A 23,815-nucleotide genomic window follows, 5' to 3' on the forward strand; every position below is an offset into this window, starting at 1 on the left:
ACGCGGGCACAGCCCCTGAACTGCCCAGCACTCAGAACAAGCACCGTTGCAGTACTAACCTCGAAGTTTCGTGACGGTCCGCCGACGGAGTCGGTGGACCGTTTCGCATTCTGTGAGTGGTCGTGGGCAGGCCAGTAGCCCGAGTGTCGCGTCGGGTGGGCGCCGGGTTCCACTCTCCGGGCTGCGATGGTGCTGCTCGCAGGGACGGGGAAGCTGCTGTTCAGCCGGGGTTGGGGAGGAGAGCGAACCGGGCCAGGGCTGCGGTGATTTCTCGTGTCCAGGGCCAGTGGCTGGCGAAGCGGAGAATGCGCTGGCGGCCGGTGGTGACGAGTTGTCCGGCCGCGGTGAACAGGCGGAGCCGCAGGCGGCGGGGCTCCCAGAGCCTGACCTTGCCGGTCAGGGTGAGCATGGGCATCCAGGCCAGCAGGGCGAGTGCGATCTGGACGATCTCCAGCCAGATCCGGTTCTGGGCGGTGCGGTGCAGCGGCAGGTTGCGTAGGCCGCTGGCCCGGGCGGCCCGGATGTGGTCCTCGGCCCTCGCCCTCAGCCGGTGACGGAGTTCGAGTTCGGCGATCGGCCTGCCGACGGTGTTTGTCGCGAAGCACGTGAGACGCATGCCGTCCGTGTCCGTGAACCTCAACTGGGCTCCGGGATGCGGCCGTTCCTTGCGGACGATCAGCCGCATGCCCTGTGGCCAGCTCTCCAGCACGTCACCGGTGAGCTCGGCGATCTAGGCTCCGTCCCTCACCTCGCAGTCCGTCTCGACGGCCGGGGTCCATGTCGGCTCAGGGATCTTCAGTGCGTGCTGGTGGATCGCCTCGGTGATCGTCATTCCGACGGAATGCGGCAGCCATCGACCCCGCTGGGCGAGCCAGGAAACGAACTCGTGGGTGCCGCCTGCGGAGTCGGTGCGGATCAGGGTCTGTCGTCCTCGCCGGTATTTCTTGGGGAGTTGGGCCAGGGTGAGGCGGGTGGCGGTGATGTGGTCGGCGGCAGTATTCGATCCCGCGTTCCCCGGCCGCAGCAGGGCCGCGACGGGTTCGCCGGTTCCGCCCGAGCCGTGGTCGAGGAAGGCTGTCAGCGGGTGATGGCCGTAGGTCTTCTTCCAGGTCGCGGCAGCGTCCTGCTCGTCGGAGCCGGCGATCACGAGGACGCCGTCGATATCGACTACGACCTGGCCGTCGGCGTCCGGGACGTTCTCGCCGGCCAGCGACTAGACGCGGCCCCGGACTTCGGACCGTGCGGCTCGGGTGGCCTGCAGGGCCTTCTCGCCGGAGGCGGCGAGGGTGTCGATCAGGCGGGAGACGGTCGGGTCGGAGGCGACCGGCCCGAAGACGGCCGGCTCACACCGCAGCATCGCGACGTCCGCGAGGCAGTCCCCGCCCAGTGCGACCGCCAGGGCGACATCCAGGAGCATCTTGCCGGGATCGTGGACAGCCCGCGGCTTCCGCCACGGAGCCAGAGCCTGGGATACGGCCTGGTCAAGACCGTCTTGCGGACCGTTTCGACGAGCAGGACCGACCCGGCCTGGGAGACGATCTGGCGGCCGTCGTCCTGGACGCGGACGCGCGGGTATGACGAGATAGGCTCTCTCACCTGGAAAGTGCTCTTTTCCTTGCAGCCAACAGGACCCTCAGCAAGTCCTATCGTTGCAGGTCAAGAGCACTTTCCGTGTTTCTGATCAGCTCTTGGACAGCTCGCCTCGTGAAAGCGCGAGGCTAAGGCGGTCCCGTGCGCCGCTTGTACGCCCTCGTGGTCGAAGACCAGTGGCCTGCCGCTCCGGCTCGCCCCCCGTCATGGCCTGCTCAGGGGTTCCAGAAGACGGTGGTGAACACGCGCTCGAAGCGTCGGGCTGCGAGGTCCTCGCGCTGGATCACCCAGTGGACGGTCGCACCTTCCCGCTTTTCCACGTCCCTGCCGGCGTACCAGTCGGCGAGGAGCACCCAGTCGGCCACGTCGTCCGAGACGGGACCGTCCCAGCGGCTGGCGCCCACCGCCTGCGCCGCGACGGACGCCGCGACGTCGACCGGGTCGAACTCCACGATCTCCTCGTCCGCGTATCCTCCGATCTGCATCTGCGCCGAGGGCGCGATGAGGTCCTTGGTGTCCTCCCAGATCTCGACGAGTTCGGAGCAGTAGGGATGCCCGGGAAGGTATACGGCTTCCTCCTCACCGGGGGGAACGACGAACCGGTGGCGGGGGAGCGACACGTCGGTCCGTGCGCGGAGCGGCCCCTCCGGATAGCTCGCGAACACCCTGTCGTACTCGGCGATGTTCGCCGGGTTCCATGCGTACCGATCCCGTCGCGTGACGGCCGCGTCGGCTGGCACGTGGATCACGGCGCCCATGGAAGTGCACTCCCCGGTCTCGGGCAGGGCGAAGAACAGCAGCCGGCCGTCGGGCGGCAAGGGGAGGTCCGTCGCGCCGGCCGGCAGTGCGGCGAGGTCGACCGAGGCCACGAAGGGGTGTCCGGGGTCCGGGGTGTCGGCCGGAAGCATCAGAGCGCCGCCGAACCGTCCCACGACCGGTCCGGTGTCGTCGTCGGACAGTGCCAGGGTGGCACAGGGACGGGCCGTGGCCAGCCACCGCTCCACATCGTCGGCCGGCACGCCTTGGGCCTCGGCTTCTTCACGGAAAGGACGGAACCGGTCCCGTATCGCAGACGTCATGGGCGCACCGTACCGAACGAAGCGGAGGGCGGGGACAGCGCATTTCCCTTGTGGCGCCCACCCGTTGGCGTTCGACGACACGGCGTCACGAGCAGACCCCGAAGGCACCCCCGGCGGTCGGGCGCTGCCGCTCGCCCGACCGACGTCACGGGCAGCACCGTCAGCCGAACGGCAGGACCACCAGCGGAACCTGACGCAGGGCGCTCAGGGTGAGCGGGAGGCCGGCCAGAGCGCAGACGGCACGCATGGTGATGGAGCTGTCGGCCTTGCCCGGCTCGAGGTATCCCTCCTCCACGGTGCCGGCGGCTTCGAATGCCGCGCGCAGTTCGGCGGGCATACGGGGAAGATCCTCCTCCAGGGCGAGACCGTCGACGTCGACCCATGCGACCTGCTTGCCATTGACGGCATAGGTGAGGCTGGCGTCCCCGTTGATGCTGAACACGCTCGTGGCCGCCATCCGTCCATCGGCGGACAGTGCCTCCGCCGCGTCCTCGAAGGTGAACCCGGAGTCGTCGTAGACGAAGGTCCACTCGCCGACGCGTCCCGCCAACAGCGCCGCGGACGACCCCGGGTCCATACCGAGAGCCGCGCACGGCAGTGACGTCCACTCATCCGGCCTGCTGTCGGGCAGTTCGCAGGGCTGCATCAACCTCGTTTTGGCGCCGAGCCTTTCCAGCGCCTCCGCCGGTTCGATGCCGTGCACGACGTGCAGGACGTGGTTCGGGGCGTCGGAGGCCAGATCAGTGATCCATATTGGCGTTCCTTCGGGGTCGAGTGTGTGCGGCGGAAAGCCGGGCGTGGGCATCATGGACCTCTTTCCTCAGGGGCGCGTGTGGCCTTCCCGGCAGCGCTGCCGCAGGTGACGCCGGGAGGACCTGCGGCTGGCAACGCCCCGATCGGGGAATGACGACGGTTACCGTAGCCCCCGCCCCCCTCTCGCCACATCCCTCGACTGGACCTGTTGCACCGGTAATGCAGAACGACGAGATGCATCCAACGAGCACACGTGCTCGCCGTCCTGAGCGGCGAACTCGGCGGCGGGGCACTGGGCCTTTCCCAACCTCAGTTGAGGCATGGTGAAGGGCGAGAACGGTCTTCACGATGTCGGTGATCCGGTTGGTACTGCAGCGGAGCTTTCGCAGGAGGCGCCAGCTTTTGAACATGACCATGGCCTCCTCGCCGATGCATCGGTTCTTGGCGTGGCTGCTGCGGCGGAGGCGTACTGGTCGGCAGCCCCGCCCGCGCGGAGACGACGGACAGGACGTGCCAGCCCGTCCATATTCCGGCCAGTAGGGGACCGGCGAGTCCGGCGGCTCCCCGTGCCATCGTCGCGAAAGGCAACTGCGCCAGCGCCTTGGCGGCGGCGCGAAGAGGCCACCCGGACCCGGCTGCACGTGCCCGGCCCCAAGGAACAGTTCCTGTCATGTCCGGGCGCCCCTTTATGGCTTTCATGGGCATGGCTGCGTCCAGTGCACAGGATCGGATCGCGGTCGCCGCCCGTGGGACGCGCCTGCCCTGCTGCTGGTGGTCGGCGGGGGCTGCGGCTCAGACTGCCCTGATGGGCCGGTAGGCCGGCTGCCACATGGCGGCCCGGATGCGCTCTTCGATGCGCTCGTCGATCTCCGTGCGGGCCACGCCGTCGTCCGCGGCGGCCCGGGCGACGGCGACCGCGACCGCGACGGACGTCTCGTGGAGCTGTGTGATCAGGGGCAGGATCGGCGCACCGGCGGCGGTGGCGTCGGTCTGCGCGGCGACGGCGTGCGCGGCCGCGGTGAGCATGGCGTCGGTGACACGGTCGGCTCCGGCGACCAGGGCACCCAGGCCGAGTCCGGGGAAGACCAGCGCGTTGTTGGCCTGCCCGATCTGGTAGGTGACGCCCTCGTGGTCGACCGGGCCGAACGGGCTGCCCGTGGCGATCAGGGCCCGGCCCCCGGACCAGGCCAGGAGGTCGGCGGGAACGGCCTCGGCCAGACGGGTGGGGTTGGACATGGGCAGGATGATCGGCCGGTCGGCGTGCGCGGCCATGGTGCGGACGATGTCCTCGGTGAAGGCGCCGCCCTGGCCGGAGGTGCCGATCAAGATGGTGGGCCGCACCCGTGAGACCACTTCGGCCAGCGGGATACCACCGAGGGTGTCGTCGTGCTGCCAGCCCTCGACGTCGGCCGAGGAGCGGGCGTAGCGCAGCTGGAAGTCGCGCGTGCCGCTCTGGCCCTCGGTGAGCAGCCCGTGCCGGTCCACCGCCCAGATCCGGGACGTGGCCTGCGCGGGATCCAGTCCGTCGGCGACGAGCGCGTCACGCAGCTGGTCGGCGACACCGACGCCCGCGGTCCCGGCGCCGAAGACGACGATGCGGTGCTCGCGCAGAGGCAGGCTGCTGGCGGCGACGCCCGCCAGGACAGCGGCCAGATTGACGGCGCCGGTGCCCTGGATGTCGTCGTTGAAGGTGAAGGCATTCTCCCGGTAGCGCTCCAGGATGCGGCGGGCATTGGCCGGGCCGAAGTCCTCCCAGTGCAGCAGGGCCTTGGGGAACAGCGCCGTTGCCGCGCTGACGAAGGCGTCGATGAAGCAGTCGTAGGTCTGCCGGTCGACACGCTTGTGGTGGGTGCCGAGGTAGAGGGGGTTGTCGAGGAGTTCCTCGCGGTTGGTGCCGGCGTCCAGCATCACCGCGAGGGTGCGGTGCGGGTCGACGCCCGCGGCCGCGGTGTAGACGGCCAGTTTGCCGACCGCGATGTCGATGCCGCCCACGCCCCAGTCGCCGATACCGAGAATGGCCTCGCCGTCGGTGGCGACGATGAGGTCCACATCGCCGGGACCCAGACCTGAGGCACGCAGGGAACGTTCGATGTCCTGGGGGGCATCAGCGCTCAGGTAGATGCCGCGGGGACGACGGTACTCAAAGCTGTAACGCTCGATCGCCGTGCCCACGGTGGGGGTATACACGATGGGCAGCATCTGCGCCAGGTGGTCCCCGAGCAGCCGGTAGAACAGGACCTCGTTGCGATCGTGCAGCGCACTCAGGTAGACGTTCTTGGCCAGGTCGGAGGGCTGCGCCCGGTACTGCTGATACGCCCGCTCCGCCTGTTGTTCCAGGGTGAGCACTTGCGCGGGGACCAGACCCACCAGATCCAGCTCACGCCGCTGCTCCTGCGTGAACGCGGTGCCGCGGTTGAGGCGGGGGTTGGTCAGGACAGCTCGCCCGCGGGCGGTGGTCTCAAGGACGGCTGCCGGCTGCTGATGCTGCTCGGACATGGCTCAACTCCAGGGTGACGCAGGTGAAACGGAAGGAATGTCAACCAGCTTGCGCCCCCACCTGCCCATGCGCCCAATGCCTGATTACACCCAAAATCATACTCTTGGTGCATGCATTATCAGGTGTGGAGACGTACCGGGCGGGGGTTGAGGGGACATCAAGCGCCGGGCACTGGATGCCCGCTCATCGAAGAGGCGGACCGTTGCCGTGAGCTCGGCGGGACGCCGGTGCGCCGTGCCGTCCGGGCGGCAACAGGGTCTCGGACGGCACGGCGCCGGGACGCAGGACCTCGCAAGCGGCACGGTCGCCGGGGCGCAGCGGCACGGTCGCCGGGGCGCTCAGCGCCGGCTGGCCGGGGCCGGGGTGGTGCCTGCGGTGGGATCGGTGACGGTCTGCGGGTTCAGCGTTACCGCGGGCTGGAGGCCGGTTGCGGCGCTCTTGGTGCGGCGCAGGGCGGTGAGGCCGAACGGGATCGACAGCAGGGCGAGCGCGGCGACGGCGCTGACGTAACCGATCGCGGTGTCGCGCAGGCCCGCAGAGGGGATGAGGAGGCCGGCCGCGATGGCCGGAACACTGTTGGCCAGGTAGCAGACGACGTAGACGGCAGAGAACAGCTGGGCGCGCTTTTCGTGGGCGGCGGTCTGCGCCAGCATCCGGAAGGCGCCGAAGAAGGCGGTGCCGAAGCCGACTCCGGCGACGACGGTCGCGGCCAGGAGCAGAGCCGTGGACGGCATCAGGAGCGCCGGCAGGGTCATCAGGGCGCCGACGACCAGGGACACGGACCCGAGCAGCATCATCGGCAGCGGGGCCATGGCGCGCAGCACGACACAGGCGAGGGCCGCAGCCCCGGGGAGCAGGGCCACCACGAGTCCGGCGACCAGGTGGTTGTCGGTGTGAAGGATGTTGACGGTCAGCGACGATCCGAGGGAGAAGTACAGGCCGCCGATCGCCCAGCTGGCGACGAAGGGCGGTACGGCGATCAGGAAGGCCTTGCGGTCGGCGTGCGGCACCGAGACCCGGGGCTGCAGGGAAGCGCGTGTGCCCGGACGCAGCGGTGAGGTCTCGGGCACCAGCAGCACCGCTGCCCCCAGCAACGTGGTGGCGGCCGTGAGCAGAGCGAAGATGACGATGTGAGGAGAGGGCGCGAACTGCGTGAACACGCCCCCGACCAGGGCGCCGACGGCCATACCGCCTGCGGTGCCGGCGCTGTTGAGGAGCGCGCCGAGCTTGGAGCCCGGGTGCTGCAGATCGATCAGTCCTGCGCTGATGGCGCCGGTGGCGGCCCCGGTGGCAAGGCCCTGGAGGATCCGCCCGACGATGAGCTGGCCCACCCCTCCGGCGGTGAGCATGACGGCCATCGCCGCCGCTTCGCCGACGAGGGCGACGGCCAGAACCGGACGGCGGCCCAGATGGTCCGAGAGGCTTCCGACGACGAGCAGGGAGACCAGCAGCGCCAGCGCGTAGACGGCGAAAACCACGGTCAGGGCGGTGGCCGACAGACCCCAGCGCCGTGCGTACTCGGAGTACAGGGGGGAGGGTGCGCTACTGGCCGCCATGAAGGTGAGCTGGACGAGGCCCAGCAGCCAGAAGGCGGTTGCCCGCGACAGGCGCGGGGCACGGCCGCCGGCTACCGGATCAGGCCGAGGGACGGAGGACATGAGGACTCCAACGAGAGTTCTAAAAAACTCGAACAGTTGGAGCGTACGTCGCCACAATCGATAGTTCCAATTTTCTCAAACAGTTATGGTTCCAGTATCCTCGAACCATGAGTGCGAAGACGCGCGAGTTCACCCACCCGGAGACCGCCCGGCTGGAGATGACCGATGTCCTCTTCGCCCTGAGTGACCCCATCCGGCTGGAACTGGTGCGGCGCCTTGCGGCCGACGGCCCGCTCGAGGTGGCGGAGTGCCAGCCGCGCTCCGGCCCGATCCCGAAGTCGACGCTCTCGCACCACGTGAAGACCCTCCGTGAGGCCGGGGTCATCCGCAACGAGCCCCAGGGGCGCAGACGTTCGCTCAGCCTGCGCCGCGAGGACCTGGAGTCCCGCTTTCCCGGGTTGCTGGACGCCGTCCTGTGACCATGGGGTGACGCCGCCGGCCGCGGGCTCCGCCGGCCCGGGCCGGTGCGAGGTCAGGCCGCACCTGAGGTGGACTGGACCTCGACCTCGTCGACGGTGAGGGCGCGCCCGTCGTGGGCGCGCATCTCCAGGGGCGCCACCGCCTTACGGTCCTTGGTGTCGACGAGTTGCAGCCGTTCCTCCTCCTCGTCGAACAGGTAGGCCTCGCCCCACTGCCGCAGTGCCACCAGGGCGACGCGGAGGGCCTTGCCCTTCTCCGTGAGCCGGTACTGGTGATACAGGCTTCCGTCGGAGGCGGGCTCGGTCACCAGGACGCCCGCCTCCACCAGCTTGCTCAGCCGGGCGCTGAGGATGTTGCGCGCGCAGCCCAGGCTGCGCTGGAAGTCGCTGAACCGGCTCACCCCGTTCAGGGCGTCGCGGACGATGAGCAGGGACCACCAGTCGCCCACCTCGCCGAGTGACCGGGCGACCGGACAGGTCGCCTCGCTGAGATCCGTCTTCCGCATCGGTGTGTCCTCCCTCGTGCGTACGAGGTTTCAACTTTAAACCAATATGGCCGTAGGGCTCCGGATGGGCAGTCCTGCAGATCGCAGGTCTCACCAGCAGTGACTGTTCGGCACCCAGCGTTGCATCCAGTTGCATTTTTAAACCAGTCGGGTTCATGATGGCGAAGGCGGCACCCACCCGGGGCCGCCGACGGAGGAACTGAAATGCCAGACGATGTCCTGCCGCAGACAGAAACCATCCGCACGCGTGCCGACGGCGGCGTTTTGTACGCGACGTTCGACGCCCCGCCTCTCAACCTGATCGGCCCGGAACTCGTCCGGGACCTGGTCCACCTCATCGGCCACCTCAACGGCTCCGCCCCGTTTCGCGCGGTGGTGTTCGACAGCGCCGACCCGGACTTCTTCCTGCCGCACGTAGACCTGACGAAAGTCCCCGAATACACCGCCGAGGCCGCCAAGGCCGGCGGCCCCGGCGACGCCTCGCTCGGCATGCTCTACCAGCGCCTGAGCCGCCTGCCGGTCGTCACCATCGGCAAACTGCGCGGGCGGGCCCGCGGGGCGGGCAGCGAATTCCTGCTCGCCTGCGACGTCCGCTTCGCCGCACGGGAGACCGCGATCCTGGGCCAGCCCGAAGTGGGCTTCGGAGCCCCGCCCGGCGCCGGCGCGGTGGAGCGCCTGGCCCGGCTGATGGGCACCGGCCGCGCCTTGGAGGCGCTTCTGGGCGCCGACGACTTCACCGCCGACCTCGCCGAGCGCTACGGCTGGATCAACCGGGCCGTGCCCGGCGCCGAACTTGACGCCGTCGTTGACCGGTTCGCCCGTCGCGTGGCCGGCTTCCCCACAGACGCCGTCACCGCCACCAAGACGGCCGTCATCCGTGTCAACACGCCGTCCGACGACGAGATCCGCGCCGCCGCCGTCGTCTTCCAGCACTTGGTCCGCGAAGGCGCAGTCGGCCCCCGCACCGCGTGGCTGTTGAAGAACGGCCTGCAGACGCGCAGCGAGACCGAACGGGAACTGGGCGAAGCGATGGCCACCATCACCCCCCACCACCCCTGATCAGCAGACTGCTTACCGCCCCTCCTGGCGACCGCCGACACGAAGCGCACCTTCGACGCCTCCGTGCCGCCCCCCTCGCAAGGATCCGGCAAGAGTCGCCCCTCCCCATGATCTGCAGTCGCCCAGCACAACGACGCCTGGCCGACTTCCTCGAAAGGTGTTCACGATGACCGAGCGCATCGACGTACGCATCCCCCTTCCCGACGGCATCGAGCTGGCCGCCTGGCTGTTCCTTCCCGAGAACGCCGACGGGCCGCTGCCCGCCATCACCATGGCGCACGGCTTCGGCGGCACCCGCTACCACGGCATCGAACACATCGCCCGCCGCTTCAGCGAGGCCGGCTACGCCGTCCTGCTGCACGACCACCGCAACTTCGGCGACAGCGAAGGCACCCCCCGCCAGGACATCGACCCCTACCAGCAGATAGCGGACTGGCGATGGGTGATCACCTACCTCGGCACCCGCGACGAGGTCGACGAACAGCGCATCGCCATCTGGGGATCCAGCTACGCCGGCGGCCACACCCTTGTCCTCGGCGCCACGGACCGCCGCATCAAGGCGGTCTACTCCCAGGTCCCCACGGTCAGCGGCTACGAGACCGGACTGCGCCGCGTACCCCCGCACGAGGTGCGCGCTCTGGACGAGCGGTTCAACCAGGACGAGCGCGACCAACTGGCCGGCAAGCCGCCCGTCTACGTGCCGTTCGTCGACGCCAACCCCGACCACCAGGCGGCCTACCGCCAGCAGGGCGCCGTCGACTTCTACCTCAACTGGGCGCCGCAGGACAAGTGGACCAACGAGGTCACACTGCAGTCCAACCGCCGCGCCCGCGCCTACGAACCCGGCCAGTGGATCTCCCGCATCGCCCCCACCCCGCTGCTGATGCTCGTGGCCAAGGACGACGACGTCGCCCCCACCGACATCGCCCTCGACGGCTTCAACCGCGCCCGGGAACCGAAGAAGCTCGTCTTCATGGACGGCACCCACTTCTCCCCCTACGTCGAGCAGTTCGAGCTGTCCTCCTCAGTCGCGATCGACTGGTTCGACACCCACCTCAAGCCCGCCGCGGACAAGCAGTAAGACCGGCCCGGCCTGACAGCGGACGGTGTTGTCACGTTGTTGGCTGTGTGACTGCCTGACGCGTGTCGTGGTGTGGTGTGGTGGAGCCTGGTTCCGGGCTGTGTTCAGGCCGCGGTGGCGAGGCCGGCGAGTCCGGTGATGTGCTCCCAGATGGCGAAGCGTGGGGGCTTGGAGATGGCGGTGCCATCTGGCCTTCCGCGGTCACACCGGCGAGAGGGCTGCGATCTCCCGCTTCTCGGTAGGCAGGCGAGAAGCGGGAGACCGCTGGCGTGTCAGCCGATGGCGATGCGGGTCTTCCAGTAGCTGGCGGGCGCGATGACCTCGGTGCCGGAGCCTGGGAGGACGGTTTTACCACCGGTGTAGAAGCGGACGGAGCCGTCGGAGCGTACGGTCCAGATGTCGGGAATGGCGTCTCCGTTGACGTCGGGTGTTCCGATGAGCTGGGGGATGCTGGTGCTGGACCAGCCGGCGGCGCCGTATTCGAGGTCGGCGCCTCCGGAGGAGGCGGCGCCGGATTTCAGCGAGTCCAGGTTGACGCCGCCGCCGCTTGCGGCGATTCCCTTGCGCAGCAGGAGGCGTGAGGAGACGTCGGTGCGGTAGATGAGGTCGGTGATGCCGTCGCCGCTGACGTCCTGGGCGGTGACTAGGTCGCGTTCGGTCCAGGTGGTGGCGGCGAGCCGTATGGCCTGGTCGATGGTTGCCCCGTGGTAGCCGATGAGGGCCCACAGTTCGTCGCCGATGGTGGCGAGGAAGTCGGTGCGCCCGTCGCCGGTGGCGTCGCCGGCGGAGATGATCTGGGTGAGGCTGGCGGGGCTGGGGGCGCCGTCGGGCAGCAGGATCTCGCGGCGTTTGTCGATGTTGACGGCGCCGTAGCCGTCCCCGGGGTAGACCCAGAGTTTGCCCTCGACACGCACGATGAGGTCTTGGAGGCCGTCGCCGCCGTAGATGTCGCCGTTGTGGGTGATCAGTGCGCCCTTGAAGTGCCCGGAGGGTGCGGCGACGAACGGTGGCAGATCGTCTCCGTTGGGGTCCTTGTTCGGGTTGGTGCGGTAGGCGCCGGACATGGAGTAGTCCAGGTCGCCGGATCCCTTGGCGAGATTGTCTGCGGTTGCCTGGGAGGGGTACAGGGAGAGGTTGCCGGCCTCGGTGACGGCCATCAGGTCGGCGAGTTTGTCGCCGGTGAAGTCCCCGGGGGCGTCGGCCTGGTCGCGGGGGGTGACGTAGAAGAAGTACTTCGTGGGCTGGGAGACGTTGCCCGCGCTGTCTACGGTCCTGACGTAGAGCACGTTGGGTCCGGCGGTGGGCGGTTTGGCGCCGGTGATGGTGGCGCTGGTGGTGGTGGGCGTTCCGGACGTGCGGTTCAGGGTGCCGGTGTAGGAGGCGGAGTTGAAGCCGTACTCGTAGCGCACGACATCGGTGTTGAGGGCGCGCACGGTGAAGGAGCCTGCGGTGCCGAACTTCAGGGTGCTCCAGTTGGCGTCCTCGGCGTCGTTGCCGAAGCCGTTCTCGCTGCCGTCGGCGTTGGGGAAGTTGGTGGAGGAGACTTTGGGCGATTTGGGCGCGACGGTGTCCAGGACGAAGCGGCACGGTGTCTTGGCCGGGGTGTAGCCGGAGGTGGAGTTGGCGTCGTCGACGGCTCGCACCCGCCAGGAGTAGACGGTGGCGTTGGTGAGCTTGCTGGTGGAGAAGTTGTCCGTTTTGCGCAGGGCGGTGTCCTTGTCGCCGCCCACGGAGACCTTTCCGGTGGACTTCAGCAGATCGCCGGTGGTGTCCCACTTGCCCTTGGCCCACAGGTCGAAGTCGAGGTAGTCGAGGTTCTTGTCCTTGTCGGACGCGCGGGCGGTGAAGGTCAGATCACCCGATCCCATACGCACGTACGGCTCGGTGGTGGTGCATTTGCCCTCGGGGCCGAGATCGAGCGACTTGGAGTCGACGGTCGGCTTGCGGTTGTAGATGAGCGTCAGGACGGGCCGGTCGTCCCCGTTGGCACGGAACTTCTTCCACGCGTACTGCGAGTGCTCGTCGCGGGCCCGCATTCCGAACGTGATCATGTCTTTGCCCTGGTCGGCCCGCTTCTGCGCGGCCTTCTTCACGTCGAAGTCCTCGTAGGCGTCGCGGCAGCCGGACTTGTAGCCGTGCGCGAAGCTCTTGGTCGCGAACTTGTTGCCGTCGTGCAGCTTGGGGGCGTTCTTCCAGTTGGTGTGCGAGTTGATCTCGCCGGTGAGGTGCACGCTCATGGAGCGGGCACTGCACGACCAGGAGTACGTCTCGAGCACTTTCAGCTTCGCGCTGGTGATCTTCGTGCCCTTGAGGTCCTTGTCGAATTCGATGTTGAAGTAGGAGCGGGAGGTGCCCCAGGTGTCGGACTCGAAGCCGACACGGGCCTCGTGGGTGCCGCCCTTGTTGAAGCCCTTGCCGTTGTAGAAGGTGGCGTTGGGGTGGCGGCTGTAGGCGGTGGTCCAGTCCTGGGCGTGCTTTTTCACCGACGGGTCGATGAACACCGGATAGGTGGTGGCCGAGTCGGTGAGGAAGTCCTGGGCGGGGGTGATGAGCCAGTTCGTCCCGGACAGGTCGGTCTCGACGAGCTCGCCGCGCGAGTCGGGGGAGGGGCCGTCGAGCCCGGCCAGACCGAGGGTGGCCGAGGAGCCGGTTGGCGAGGGCGAAGGCGTCGGTTCGACCGGCGCGGTGGGCAGCGGTGACTCCTCCACGGTGGGCTCGGGGCCGTCGGTAGCCGCTGGCAGTGTCTCCGGGCTGGCGTCGGCCTGCTCGTCCGTCTCGATGAGTTCCTCGGTGGGGCTCGGAGTATCGCTGGGGGTGTCAGTGGCCGGGTCGGTGGGGCCGGGGCTCTCCGAGGTGGTCGGCTGGGCGGTGGCGCCGACGGTTCCATCGGTGACCGCCGGGGCGCCACTGCTGTCCCACATCAGCGGGGTGGGCGACATCGCCACCTCGTTGCCGTAGGCACTCTCGGCCACGACGATGCCCGAGACCGGGTCGAGCCGGAAGGTCAGGTCCTCGGAAGTGATGCCATACGACAGCTGCTTGGCCCGCGGATCAGCGGCGGCCTGCCGGTTCTTTAGCACTACCAACTGGCCGAAGCCTTCGTCGTCGGCGGTCAGGACCAGATCGGCGCCCGGAAAGATTTCCGGGTACAACGCCCTCGAACCATCGATGATCGGCGCGGGCACGGGGCCCGGCCAGGTGAGCTGGATGTCGTAGCCATCGACGGTCAACGTGACCAGCGGAGTTGCGGTCTCGGCTGTACCAGCACTCTTGAAATCCTTGACCAGGGAGACGCGGTGAGTGGCGCCACGGGATGAACGCTTTTGACCGTCACGTGTCTTGGAACCGGCCGAGAACACCATGCGTACATTGGTGGCCCGAGGCTCGAAGCCTGCCTTGGTGCGGTGAAGGGTGTAGTCGATGTCCTTCCATTCATTGCCCACTTTGGTTCGAACCGGGGTGGAGTAAAGCTTCTTGGCGAGGAGACCGTCGGCGCGGGCCCAGGTGGTTGAGCGCGCCGTGCGCAGGGCGGTGACTTCGACGGACTTACCCGTCCTGGCTGCCTGCACGGCAGCTGCCGTCTCGCTGATCGGTTTCGTCTTCTGATCACCGTTCGTCGTGCCGCGCGTGCTTGCATCGTCCAGGCCCAGACCCACGAACGCGATACCGGTGGCGGCGAGTGCAGCCGCCAGGACCGCAGCGGTAGTGCGGCTCCCGGGTGCGCGGTGCCAGCCGCGTCTTGTGCCCGTCTGGGTGCGCGTCATCCGGCGAGTCCCCTATCTCCCCTTGGAACCGGCACATGACAGAGCGCTGCCGGGCTCGCCGATGATGACCTATGAGCACGCTGTCGTCACCCTTCGAAGATGCAGAGGCGAGGTGAGTCGATCGGCCGCATCTGCCGTACTCACAAGTGAGTAGCCACGCAGACGACCGCCTGGACATGGATCTATCACGGCTACAAAACGCCACAAGACTGTCCGTAATACCCGTACGCGCGAGCTTATTTGTCATGGTAATTGATAAATTACGCGTTCAATGTCGCAAAATCTCAAAGGGACGACTATCGACGCAAAGCAGGCAACCTCGTTGCTACTGACCGTTGCGTAACGTTACATGCAGTGATGATGATCACATCGGCTGAGTTGATCTAGCGCAAGTTCACGAGGGCGTCACAGAATCTGCGCATCTGATACGCCTTACGCGTGGTCCGAACCTGGTCCCGCTCCTAGTGGTCCGGGGGACCCCACCGTGTTCGGTCGCCTTTCGCCTGCCCGGCGCCGCCGCGTGCGTCGCATGCGTACAGCTGTCGTCCCTGCCCTGGGAGCCGCTCTGCTGGTAGGTCTCTTGCCTACCCAGTCACTGGCGCTGCCGCCCGACCCGGCCGCCGCTGAGCAGGGCCGCGAGACACTCGACCTTGAGACACTCGGCCAGGACAAGCCGATCTCTGGTGAGGCCTTTGAGCGGGACCTGGAGACCCTGAAGGTCGACGTCCCTGAGGACCTGGAACAGGCACCCGCCGGCACGGCGACGCCCCCACTGGCTGCGACCAGGACGGTCAGCTTTGGATCGACGGCAAGCGCGACGCAGGCCGCGACGGCATCTGGCATGGGCAGCGCTGCCCGGCAGGTCGACCTGACCCCAGTCGGTGACCTACCCGTCAGCCTTGGACAGGCTCCCGATCAGGCCGCTCCCACCGGCACCTGGCAGGTTTCCGTCGCTGCCCGCACTGAGCCGGTCTCGCAAGGTGTCGATGGCGCTGTCGTGACCGTTCAGGCTCCGGCGGCCGGTTCTGTGCCGGTCTCGGTTCAACTCGACTACGCCAAGTTCAAGAATCTTTACGGCGCCGACTGGGCCTCGCGCCTGCGCTTCGTCCAGTTCCCCGAGTGCTACCTCACCACGCCGGACGAGGAGGGGTGCCAGGCGTACGAAGAGCTGGAGACTGTCAACGACACGAAGTCCCAGTCGATCACCGCCACGGTCGACACGGCAGCGGACGGAACGATCACTCCGGCTGCAGCTGCGGCGACGGGTGCACCGGCGGCGTCCGCCGCTCAAGCGTCCTACCAGGTTTCAGCGAAGCCAGTGGCAGCCGCGGGTGACACTGCGGTCATCGGCGCCGTCGACTCCGGTGGCGGCGCGGGCGGTTCGTTCAAGGCCACACCCTTGGCGTCCAACGGTAAGTGGGCGGCTGGCGGTTCAGCGGGCGCGTTCAGTTGGTCGTATCCGCTGACGGTCCCTGCGGCTCCCGCCGGACCGTCCCCCAATATCACCTTCGGCTACAACTCCCAGACGGTCGACGGACGCACGGCAGTCTCCTCTCCGCAAGCTTCCTGGATCGGCGAGGGCTGGAACTTCGATCCCGGCCATATCGAGCGCCGCTACCGCGCTTGTCAGGACGACCGTAAGGCGCTGAATTCCGGCACGCCCAATAACACGGCCAAGGCGGACAAGACGTCCGACCTGTGCTGGGCGTCCTACAACGCGGTGATGTCGCTGGGAGGCGCGACCACGGAACTGGTCCGCGATGCCGTTTCCGGCAGCAACCCGGAGACCGACACCGAGATCTACAGACCCCAGCAGGACGACGGCAGCCGTATCGAGCGGCGTACCGGCGGCAGCAACGGTGACAACAACGGTGAGTACTGGATCGTCACGACCAAGGACGGCACCAAGTACTACTTCGGCCTTAACCAGGTCGGCGGCGGCCACACCGACACCAATTCCGTCTCCACGGTGCCCGTCTTCGGTAACCATCCCGGTGAGCCCTGCCACGCCAGCGTCTTCGCCGACTCGCGCTGCGGCGCGGGCAAGAAGCAGGCCTGGCGCTGGGGTCTGGACAAGGTCGTCGACGTGCACGGCAACGCGATGGTCGTCTCCTGGAAGCAGGAGAGCAACCACTACGCGGTGAAGGAGAAGTTCAAGTCTCCCGAGCAGTACGACCGCTATGCCTACCCGACGACCATTGAGTACGGCATGCGCTCGGATCTGACCAAGCCGTCCGCGACGGTCGACTTCGGCGTCAAGCAGCGCTGCCTGAAGTCGGAGACGGCCTGCGATGCGGCGAACTTCGCCAAGACCGACGACCCGGGTGCCTACCGTCCCTGGTGGGACACGCCCGGCAACCTCAACTGCAAGTCGACGTCGAAGCTGTGCCCGGCCTTCCCGTCCTTTTGGACACAGATGCGCCTGGACACCGTGACGACGAAAGCCGCCCGCGCCGGCCAGAGCGGCCTGGGTAAGGTCGACACCTACACGCTCCACCAGTCCTTTCCCGAGGACTGGTACGACACCTCTCCCGGTCTGTGGCTGAACTCGATCACCCGCCGCGGCTTCGCACCCGGTGACACCACCGGCACCCTGCAGCACAAGGACGGGGTCAGCTTCGCCGAGTACTCGGTCGGCGCGACCTCACCCCTGCGGACCCGCCTCAAGGACCGCCAACTGCCGAACCTGGTCTCCAGCGGCCCGAGCGACCAGCGCCCCGGCTTCACCCGGCCCCGCATCGGCACCGTCGCCACCGAATACGGCGCCGACATCGAGGTCGAATACAAGGGCGGCTGCGCGAGTGAACCTGCCGAGGACAAGGGCAAGAACAACGGCACCTGCTACCCGATCCGCTGGTCTCCCGACGGCGACGAGAAGACGCCGGCGAAGGCGTGGTTCAACAAGTACGTCGTCGACTCGGTGACCGAGACCGACAAGGTCACCTCCCGCGGCAAGCCGGTCTACACGACGTACGACTACACGGACCCCGCGTGGACCAAGTCGGATGACGAGTTCACCCGCCAGGCCCTGCGCACGTACAGCGACTGGCGCGGCTACCGCAAGGTCGCAGTCACCAAGGGCAGTAAGTCCTCCTCTCAGCAAGGCGATCCGCAGTCCCAGTCCTACTCCGAAACCCGCTACTTCCTCGGCACAGGCGGTGAGGTCAAGGACTCCACGAACACCTACACGCTGCTCGCGGACGACGCTCCCCAGTACGCGGGGACAGCAGCGGAGAGCATCACCTATCTGAACTCCGACAAGCGGGTGCAGAAGCGCACTCTGAACTACCCCTGGTCCAAGCAGACCGCCTCCCGGGCAAGGGAAGCTGAGAACGGCACCGGCCTGGACCCGCTGCTCGCCCACCGCAGCGGCATCAAGCGCACGGACGAGATCCAGACGGTCGACAACAGCTGGCGAGCCGTCCGTACACTGACGACGTTCGAAGACACCTACGGACTGCCCATCCAGAGCGAAACAGCGGTGGTCAAACCGAGCGGCAGCAGCGAAATCCTGTCCGACCAGAGCTGCACCAAGACCTCGTACGTGCACAACACGTCGGCGTGGCTGATCGGACTGCCGAAGGAACAGCGCAGCACGGGGACGCCGTGTACGGGCTACGACGAGGCAAATCCGGCCACCAAACTCGTATCCGCGGTGCGCAACAGTTACGACGGCCTGGCCTACGGCGCGACCCCGACGAAAGGCCTCCTCACCGGTAGCGCAGGCGCTGACGGCGCCGGGACCTCGTACACGGCCGAGACGAAGAGCACCTACGATCCACTGGGCCGTATCCGCACCGTCACCAAGCCTGGCGCGGGCATGACAGAGACGCAGTACACCCCTGCCGACTCGGGCGGGCCGGTGACCTCGGTGAAGGTCATCAACGCCAAGAGCCATGCCGTCACCACGACCTTCGACCCCGGACGTGGCCTGGCGCTGACGGTCACCGACGCGAATGGACGCGTCACCCGCAACGAGTACGACGCCCTCGGGCGCATGGTGAAGGGCTGGTCACCCTCCCGCTCCTCGGACAGCAAGTCCCCGGATGTCGAGATCAACTACCAGGCAGCCATCGCCACCCCCGAGCAGACGCGCCCCGCCGCCGTCACGACCAGCACCCTCAAGGACGACGGCTCCTACAGCCGTCAGGTGACGGTCTACGACGGTCTCATGCGACAGGTCCAGTCCCAATCCGAGGCTCATGGGCCCGGCCGGATCATCACCGACATCACCTACAACGACCACGGGCTGCCCGACGAACAGACAGGCGCCTACCTCGCCAAGGGCGAACCTGCCACCGAACTGTTCGCTCCCCGCTCGAAGTCGCTGATTCCCAGCTGGGTCAAACTGCGCTACGACGGCCTGGAGCGCCAGGTCCGCCAGTCGACATATCACGACGGCGACTACGTGTACGCGACGTACATCACGCACAGCGACACCAGCACATACGTGAACCCGGCCGGCTCAACCATTCCCCGGACCCGGACCTACACCGACGCGCTCGGCCGCGTCACCTCCATCCGGCACTACAGCAACGACGACTCAGGCTCGGACAGCGGGCGCGTGACCGCCTACGAGTACGACGCCCGCGGCTACCGCACCAAGGTCACCGACCCGGCGAACAACGCCTGGACGTACACCTACGACGCCCGCGGCCGTATGACGTCCACCACCGACCCCGACGTGGGTAAAACGGATACCGGCTACGACGACGCCGACCGGCCCAACAAGGTCACGGACGCCAAGTCCCGCACGACCTACACCGAATACGACGAACTCAGCAGGATCAAGTACATCCGCGCAGGCTCCGCGACCGCCACGCCCGCCAAGTCGTTCACCTACGACACACTGCCCGGTGCGCTCGGTCAGCCCGTCGCCGCCACCCGGCACACCACCAACGGCGACTACACCAACCGCGTCACCAGCTATGACACCGAATACCGGCCCACCGGCAGCGAGACGGTCATCCCGTCCAGCACGATGACCACCGGCCTGGCTGGCACCTACGCCTACGCCTACACCTACACCCCCACCGGCAAACCGCTGTCGACCACGCTGCCCCCCGTCGGCGGACTGGCGAAGGAGAAGGTCGTCACCCGCTACAACAGCGACGGCCTCGCCGAATCGACCTCCGGCCAGGACTGGTACGCCTCCGATGTGACCTACTCGCCCTACGGCGAAGCCCTGCGCACGGTCTCCGGCTCCCAGCCCAACCGGGTCTGGACGACGAACTTCGTCGACCCCCACACCGGCCGCCTCCAGCGCACGGTCGCAGATCGCGAAACCGCCAGCCCACACCGCATCACCGACAGCTACTACTCCTACGACGTCTCCGGCACCATCACCTCCAACGCCCGCAAACTGACCGAGGCCTCGGGCACGACGTGGGACAACCAGTGCTACACGTACGACGTCATGGGCGAACTCGTCAACGCCTGGACGTCCAGTGTTGCGCCGGGCGGAAATGGCACAGGCTGCACGTCATCTGTCGGAACGACCTGGGGATACCGCACCGACTTCGCCGCCTCCTCCGGACCAGTGACGGACGCACCGGATGCGGCGAGCGACGTGTCGAGCCCGGACGCATCATTGACGGCGACCCTGACCGCAGCCGCCCCGGGCACGGGCACCGTGGCCAGCGGCGCCACGGCCTACCGCCAGTCGTTCACCTTCGACTGGCTCGGCAACCGGGCCGCCATGACCGAACACAACCCGGCCGACGCCACGAAGAATGTCAGCTACACCTACGGCTACGGCACCCCGCAGCCGCACACCATGAAGTGGATCAGCTCCACCCCCTCCGGCAAGGACAGCAGCTACACCTACGACGCCGCGGGAAACACCGAAGGCCGAGACCTCCCCGACGCCACCCAGAACCTGACCTGGACATCTGAGAACAAACTCGACACCATCACCGACGACGGCAAGAAGACGACGTACGTCTACGACGCTGATGGCAGTCGCCTCTTGGAGAACTCACCCTCGGGCTCCACCCTCTACCTGGGCGAGACCGAAGTGACCACCAACGCTTCCGGAACCATCACCCGCGCCTCCCGCACCTACACCCAATCCGGCGCCCCGGCCGTCACCCGCACCACGACCAACAGCGCCACAACAGGCCACACCCTCACCGCGCTGCTCACCGACCACCTCGGCACGGCCAACACCACGGTCGAACTCACAGCCAGCCAGCCTGTCGTCCGTCGCGCTTTCAAGCCCTACGGCGAAATCCGCGGCACCAAGCCGACGGCGTGGCCCAACAAGCGCAGCTACCTCGGCGTCGGCATCGACGACGAAGCCACCGGGCTGACCCACATCGGAGCCCGCGAGTACGACCAGAGCTCAGGCCGCTTCCTCTCAGCCGACCCGATCATCGATGTCGCCGACCCGCTGCAGATGAACGGGTACGCATACGCCAACAACAGCCCGGTGAGCAAGAGCGACCCGACCGGTCTGAAGGTGGCCTGCGGCGCCGGATTCGACACACCATGCGCAAAGGATGACCACAACGGCGACGGAGTCCTCGATAAGACTTCGTACGGCTCCAACACCGCAACCAGCTCGGGAAACGATTCGAGCACTGGAACGACATGGGTGAACAGCCAGACACCCAAGACGAACAACATCGACGACCTGCTGCGCCACTTCACCATGAGCAGCCCGAACGGTGACTCACCAGACACGGATTATTGGATCACCCCCGTTCACGAAAACAGCGGTGACAGCAACGCATGCTTTGGCAGGGAGGCATGCCGTCAGGCCCTGAAATATCTGCTCAAACACAATGACGCAGCGAAAGCCAAACGCATCGCCGCCAATTACTGCGTCGAAAACTTCAACAAGTGTGTGGCGGACGCCAAAGGGTTCGAACGTGCCAAGCTGATCGAGGACTTCGTCGGAACTCTTGTCGCCGGTGGGAAAGCAGGAAGCAAGGCGGCGAAGTCAGCAAGAGCGATCGGCTGCAAATGCTTCCTCGCTGGTACCGACGTTCTAATGGCCGACGATACTACCTCGAACATCGAGGACATCGAACTTGGTGACGAGGTCCAGGCGACCGACCCTGAAACCGGTGAGTCTGGCCCCAGGAAAGTGACCCGCCTCATCGTCACCAAGAGCGACAAGCAGTTCAATGAACTGTCCATCGCCACCGGCAACGGCATCGACAAAATCACGGCCACGCGTGAGCACCCTTTTTGGTCATCCTCCGAGCACAACTGGATCGAGGCCGGCGCCCTCACCGCAGGCATGACCCTGCTCACCGATGAAGGTGACACCGTCATCGTCACCGGCAACCGATCCTTCACCAGGCACGCCCGCACATACAACCTCACGGTCGCAGACCTGCACACGTACTATGTGCTGGCGGGAGCCACTCCGGTCCTCGTGCACAACAGCAACTGTCTTGGCGATCCGAATGCCAGAGGTGGGATCTATACACTCCGTGACGTGGACGGAAATGTTGTCAGAACTGGGCGAACGAACAATTTGCAGCGGCGAGAACGTGAGCACGCCCGAGGGGAAGACACCGCCGACTACAGCTTCCAAGTTGAATACCGAACCGACGTCTACCGAGAGCGGCGCGGTTTGGAGCAAATCGTATGGATTCAGAACGGGCGTCCTACGTTGCCCAGTGTGAGAAGGACATCCGGAGTTAGTGTAAAAAATCGGAACTACAACAATTATATGGATGCCGCTGGCAAATTCTTTGCCAAATGGTATCCAGGGTGAGGTGGTTAAGTATGACCCGAAAGTTGCCATACTCCCCGGGTAATATCTTCGCAGTGCCTCTTCGTGATCACGGATACGCGTTGGGTGTGGCGGCCAGGGCGGACGGTAAGGGTATCGTTCTCGGTTATTTCTTTGGCCCGCGCTTGGAAACACCTGAATTCCCGCCGCAAGGTTTTCTTAAGCCGAATAGCGCGATCAAAGTTTGTAGGTTCGGTGACCTCGGGCTTATTCGTGGGAAGTGGCCGATCATAGGGAGGATTGAATCGTGGAACCCTGCCCTATGGGGCGTTCCTGACTTCTGCAGAAATGAGGAAATCCGTGTCGTTTACGACGACGCTTCGCTCACCATGTCCCGCGAAGAGCGGCTGGAACCGGAGGAGTGCCGACTTCTTCCGCAGGACGGCCTTGAAGGGGCGGGCTTCGTAGAGATTAAGCTCACTCGCCTCCTTGGGGCGTGACGCCGCCGTCAGGACTGCGTGATCGGAGAAATTTTCGGACTCCGCCCTTCGTAACCACCCCGAACGGGACTGTAACAACGGCTAACACAAAGAGGTGGATCGGTCCTGGCTGCCGTGACTGGCGCGGGTGTTGAGCGTTCGGTCTGGTGTGGGGACGTAGTCATGGATCGTGTCGGATGAGTTGCGGGACCGCCTGGAGCCGCTGCTGCCGCAGCGTGAGCGCAGGTTCCGGTATCCCGGCCGCAAGGCATTGCCGGACCGGGAAGTGCTGTGAGGGATCCTGTCTGTGCTGCACACCAGGATCCAGTGGGAGTACCTGCCGCAGGAGTTGGGGTTCGGCTCGGGCAGGACGTGCTGGCGTCGTCTGCAAGAATAGAACGAGGCCGGTGTGTGGCAGCGGCTGCACGAGGTCCTGCTGGCGGAGTTGAACGCGGCATCGCGGTTGGACTGGTCCCGGTGTGTGGTCGATTCCTCCCACGTCAGGGCGTTAAAAGGGGGATCCATGCGGGCCCCTCGCCGGTCGACCGGGGCCGGGCCGGCTCGAAGCACCATCTGATCACCGACGGGCAGGGCACCCCGCTCGCAGTCCTGCTGGCCGGCGGCAACCGCAACGACGTCACGCAGCTGCTTACGCTGCTCGACGCGATCCCACCGGTCCGTGGCCGGGTCGGCCCCGCAGCAAGCCGGACTCCCTGTTCGCCGACCGCGGCTACGACCACGACATCTACCGCCACCAGGTCCGCGCCCGCGGCATCGTCCCCGCGATCGCTCGCCGCGGCACCCTGCACGGCACCGGACTGGGCACCCACCGGCGGGGCAGTGGCTGGAACCCGCGGACATCCTCGTTACGGCGGACGATGTCGAGGACGAGCCCGAGGTGCTGGCTGGTCCAGTCGGTGAGGTGGCCAGTGTAGCCGCCGTCGGCCCAGACCCGCGCCAGCCGCCGCAAGCGGTCAGCCGCCGCAAGCGGCCGGCCGCCGCTGGCGAAGGGACCGGGCGCCGTCCCGGTCGGTCACGGACGCCGGTGTGACCAGCACGGCCAGGAGAAGTCCGAGCGTATCCACCACTAGGTGTCGCTTGCGGCCGTTGATCTAATGGGCGAGAGCTGAGCTCGTTGAAACACCTCCTCGATGCCGATCGCCGGCGTCAGCACGACGTCCTCCGTTGATCCGGGCCTTGAGCCCCAAAAAAGACCGACGTGTGCTGGCGCTCGCGGTCGACA

Annotated in this window: 11 protein-coding genes and 4 pseudogenes; 6 read left to right on the forward strand and 9 right to left on the reverse strand. The window is 67.0% G+C overall.

Annotation, left to right across the window (positions count from 1 at the left end; genetic code table 11):
- Positions 1-220 precede the first annotated feature (220 nt).
- The 6 genes and pseudogenes from KM933_RS29195 to KM933_RS29220 form a co-directional block, all read right to left on the reverse strand.
- Positions 221-1,596, reverse strand: a pseudogene (locus tag KM933_RS29195) (IS1380 family transposase).
- A gap of 209 nt (positions 1,597-1,805) precedes the next feature.
- Positions 1,806-2,669: a DUF1963 domain-containing protein gene (locus KM933_RS29200; protein WP_221357679.1), complete on the reverse strand. Its 864-nt coding sequence runs from the start codon at positions 2,667-2,669 to the stop codon at positions 1,806-1,808.
- Positions 2,670-2,829: 160 nt separating this feature from the next.
- Positions 2,830-3,477, reverse strand: coding sequence for a DUF6461 domain-containing protein (locus KM933_RS29205; RefSeq protein ID WP_221357680.1), 648 nt, complete (start codon positions 3,475-3,477; stop codon positions 2,830-2,832).
- Between the two features lie 253 nt (positions 3,478-3,730).
- Positions 3,731-3,874, reverse strand: a pseudogene (locus KM933_RS29210) (IS5/IS1182 family transposase); the annotation flags it as partial.
- 340 nt (positions 3,875-4,214) lie between these two features.
- Positions 4,215-5,918 (reverse strand): NAD-dependent malic enzyme, encoded by a 1,704-nt coding sequence (locus tag KM933_RS29215; RefSeq protein ID WP_221357681.1) that lies wholly within the window; start codon positions 5,916-5,918, stop codon positions 4,215-4,217.
- Between the two features lie 339 nt (positions 5,919-6,257).
- Positions 6,258-7,577, reverse strand: a complete 1,320-nt coding sequence (locus KM933_RS29220; RefSeq protein ID WP_221357682.1) for an MFS transporter — start codon at positions 7,575-7,577, stop codon at positions 6,258-6,260.
- Between the two features lie 107 nt (positions 7,578-7,684).
- Between KM933_RS29220 and KM933_RS29225 the strand changes: the two genes are divergently transcribed.
- Positions 7,685-7,996, forward strand: a complete 312-nt coding sequence (locus KM933_RS29225) for an ArsR/SmtB family transcription factor (protein WP_221357685.1) — start codon at positions 7,685-7,687, stop codon at positions 7,994-7,996.
- A 53-nt stretch (positions 7,997-8,049) separates the two neighbouring features.
- Here the strand turns inward: KM933_RS29225 and KM933_RS29230 are convergent, their stop codons facing one another.
- Complete coding sequence (locus KM933_RS29230) at positions 8,050-8,502, reverse strand: winged helix-turn-helix transcriptional regulator (protein WP_221357686.1); 453 nt, start codon at positions 8,500-8,502, stop codon at positions 8,050-8,052.
- A 204-nt stretch (positions 8,503-8,706) separates the two neighbouring features.
- On the opposite strand from KM933_RS29230, the gene KM933_RS29235 reads away from it, so the two are divergent.
- Complete coding sequence (locus KM933_RS29235; protein WP_221357687.1) at positions 8,707-9,561, forward strand: enoyl-CoA hydratase/isomerase family protein; 855 nt, start codon at positions 8,707-8,709, stop codon at positions 9,559-9,561.
- 166 nt (positions 9,562-9,727) lie between these two features.
- On the forward strand, positions 9,728-10,642 hold the full coding sequence (locus tag KM933_RS29240) for an alpha/beta hydrolase (protein WP_221357690.1): 915 nt from the start codon (positions 9,728-9,730) through the stop codon (positions 10,640-10,642).
- A 272-nt stretch (positions 10,643-10,914) separates the two neighbouring features.
- On the opposite strand, the gene KM933_RS29245 is transcribed toward KM933_RS29240, so the two are convergent.
- Positions 10,915-14,406: a DNRLRE domain-containing protein gene (locus tag KM933_RS29245; RefSeq protein WP_221357700.1), complete on the reverse strand. Its 3,492-nt coding sequence runs from the start codon at positions 14,404-14,406 to the stop codon at positions 10,915-10,917.
- 529 nt (positions 14,407-14,935) lie between these two features.
- On the opposite strand from KM933_RS29245, the gene KM933_RS29250 reads away from it, so the two are divergent.
- The 3 genes and pseudogenes from KM933_RS29250 to KM933_RS29260 form a co-directional block, all read left to right on the forward strand.
- Positions 14,936-22,135: a polymorphic toxin-type HINT domain-containing protein gene (locus tag KM933_RS29250; RefSeq protein ID WP_221357701.1), complete on the forward strand. Its 7,200-nt coding sequence runs from the start codon at positions 14,936-14,938 to the stop codon at positions 22,133-22,135.
- Between the two features lie 11 nt (positions 22,136-22,146).
- On the forward strand, positions 22,147-22,593 hold the full coding sequence (locus tag KM933_RS29255) for an immunity 26/phosphotriesterase HocA family protein (RefSeq protein WP_221357702.1): 447 nt from the start codon (positions 22,147-22,149) through the stop codon (positions 22,591-22,593).
- 166 nt (positions 22,594-22,759) lie between these two features.
- Positions 22,760-23,405, forward strand: a pseudogene (locus tag KM933_RS29260) (IS5 family transposase); the annotation flags it as partial.
- 182 nt (positions 23,406-23,587) lie between these two features.
- On the opposite strand, the pseudogene KM933_RS29265 reads toward KM933_RS29260, so the two are convergent.
- Positions 23,588-23,684, reverse strand: a pseudogene (locus tag KM933_RS29265) (transposase); the annotation flags it as partial.
- Positions 23,685-23,815: the final 131 nt, after the last annotated feature.

Source organism: Streptomyces beigongshangae (assembly GCF_019710745.1).
In the GTDB taxonomy this organism is placed as follows: Bacteria; Actinomycetota; Actinomycetes; order Streptomycetales; family Streptomycetaceae; genus Streptomyces; species Streptomyces beigongshangae.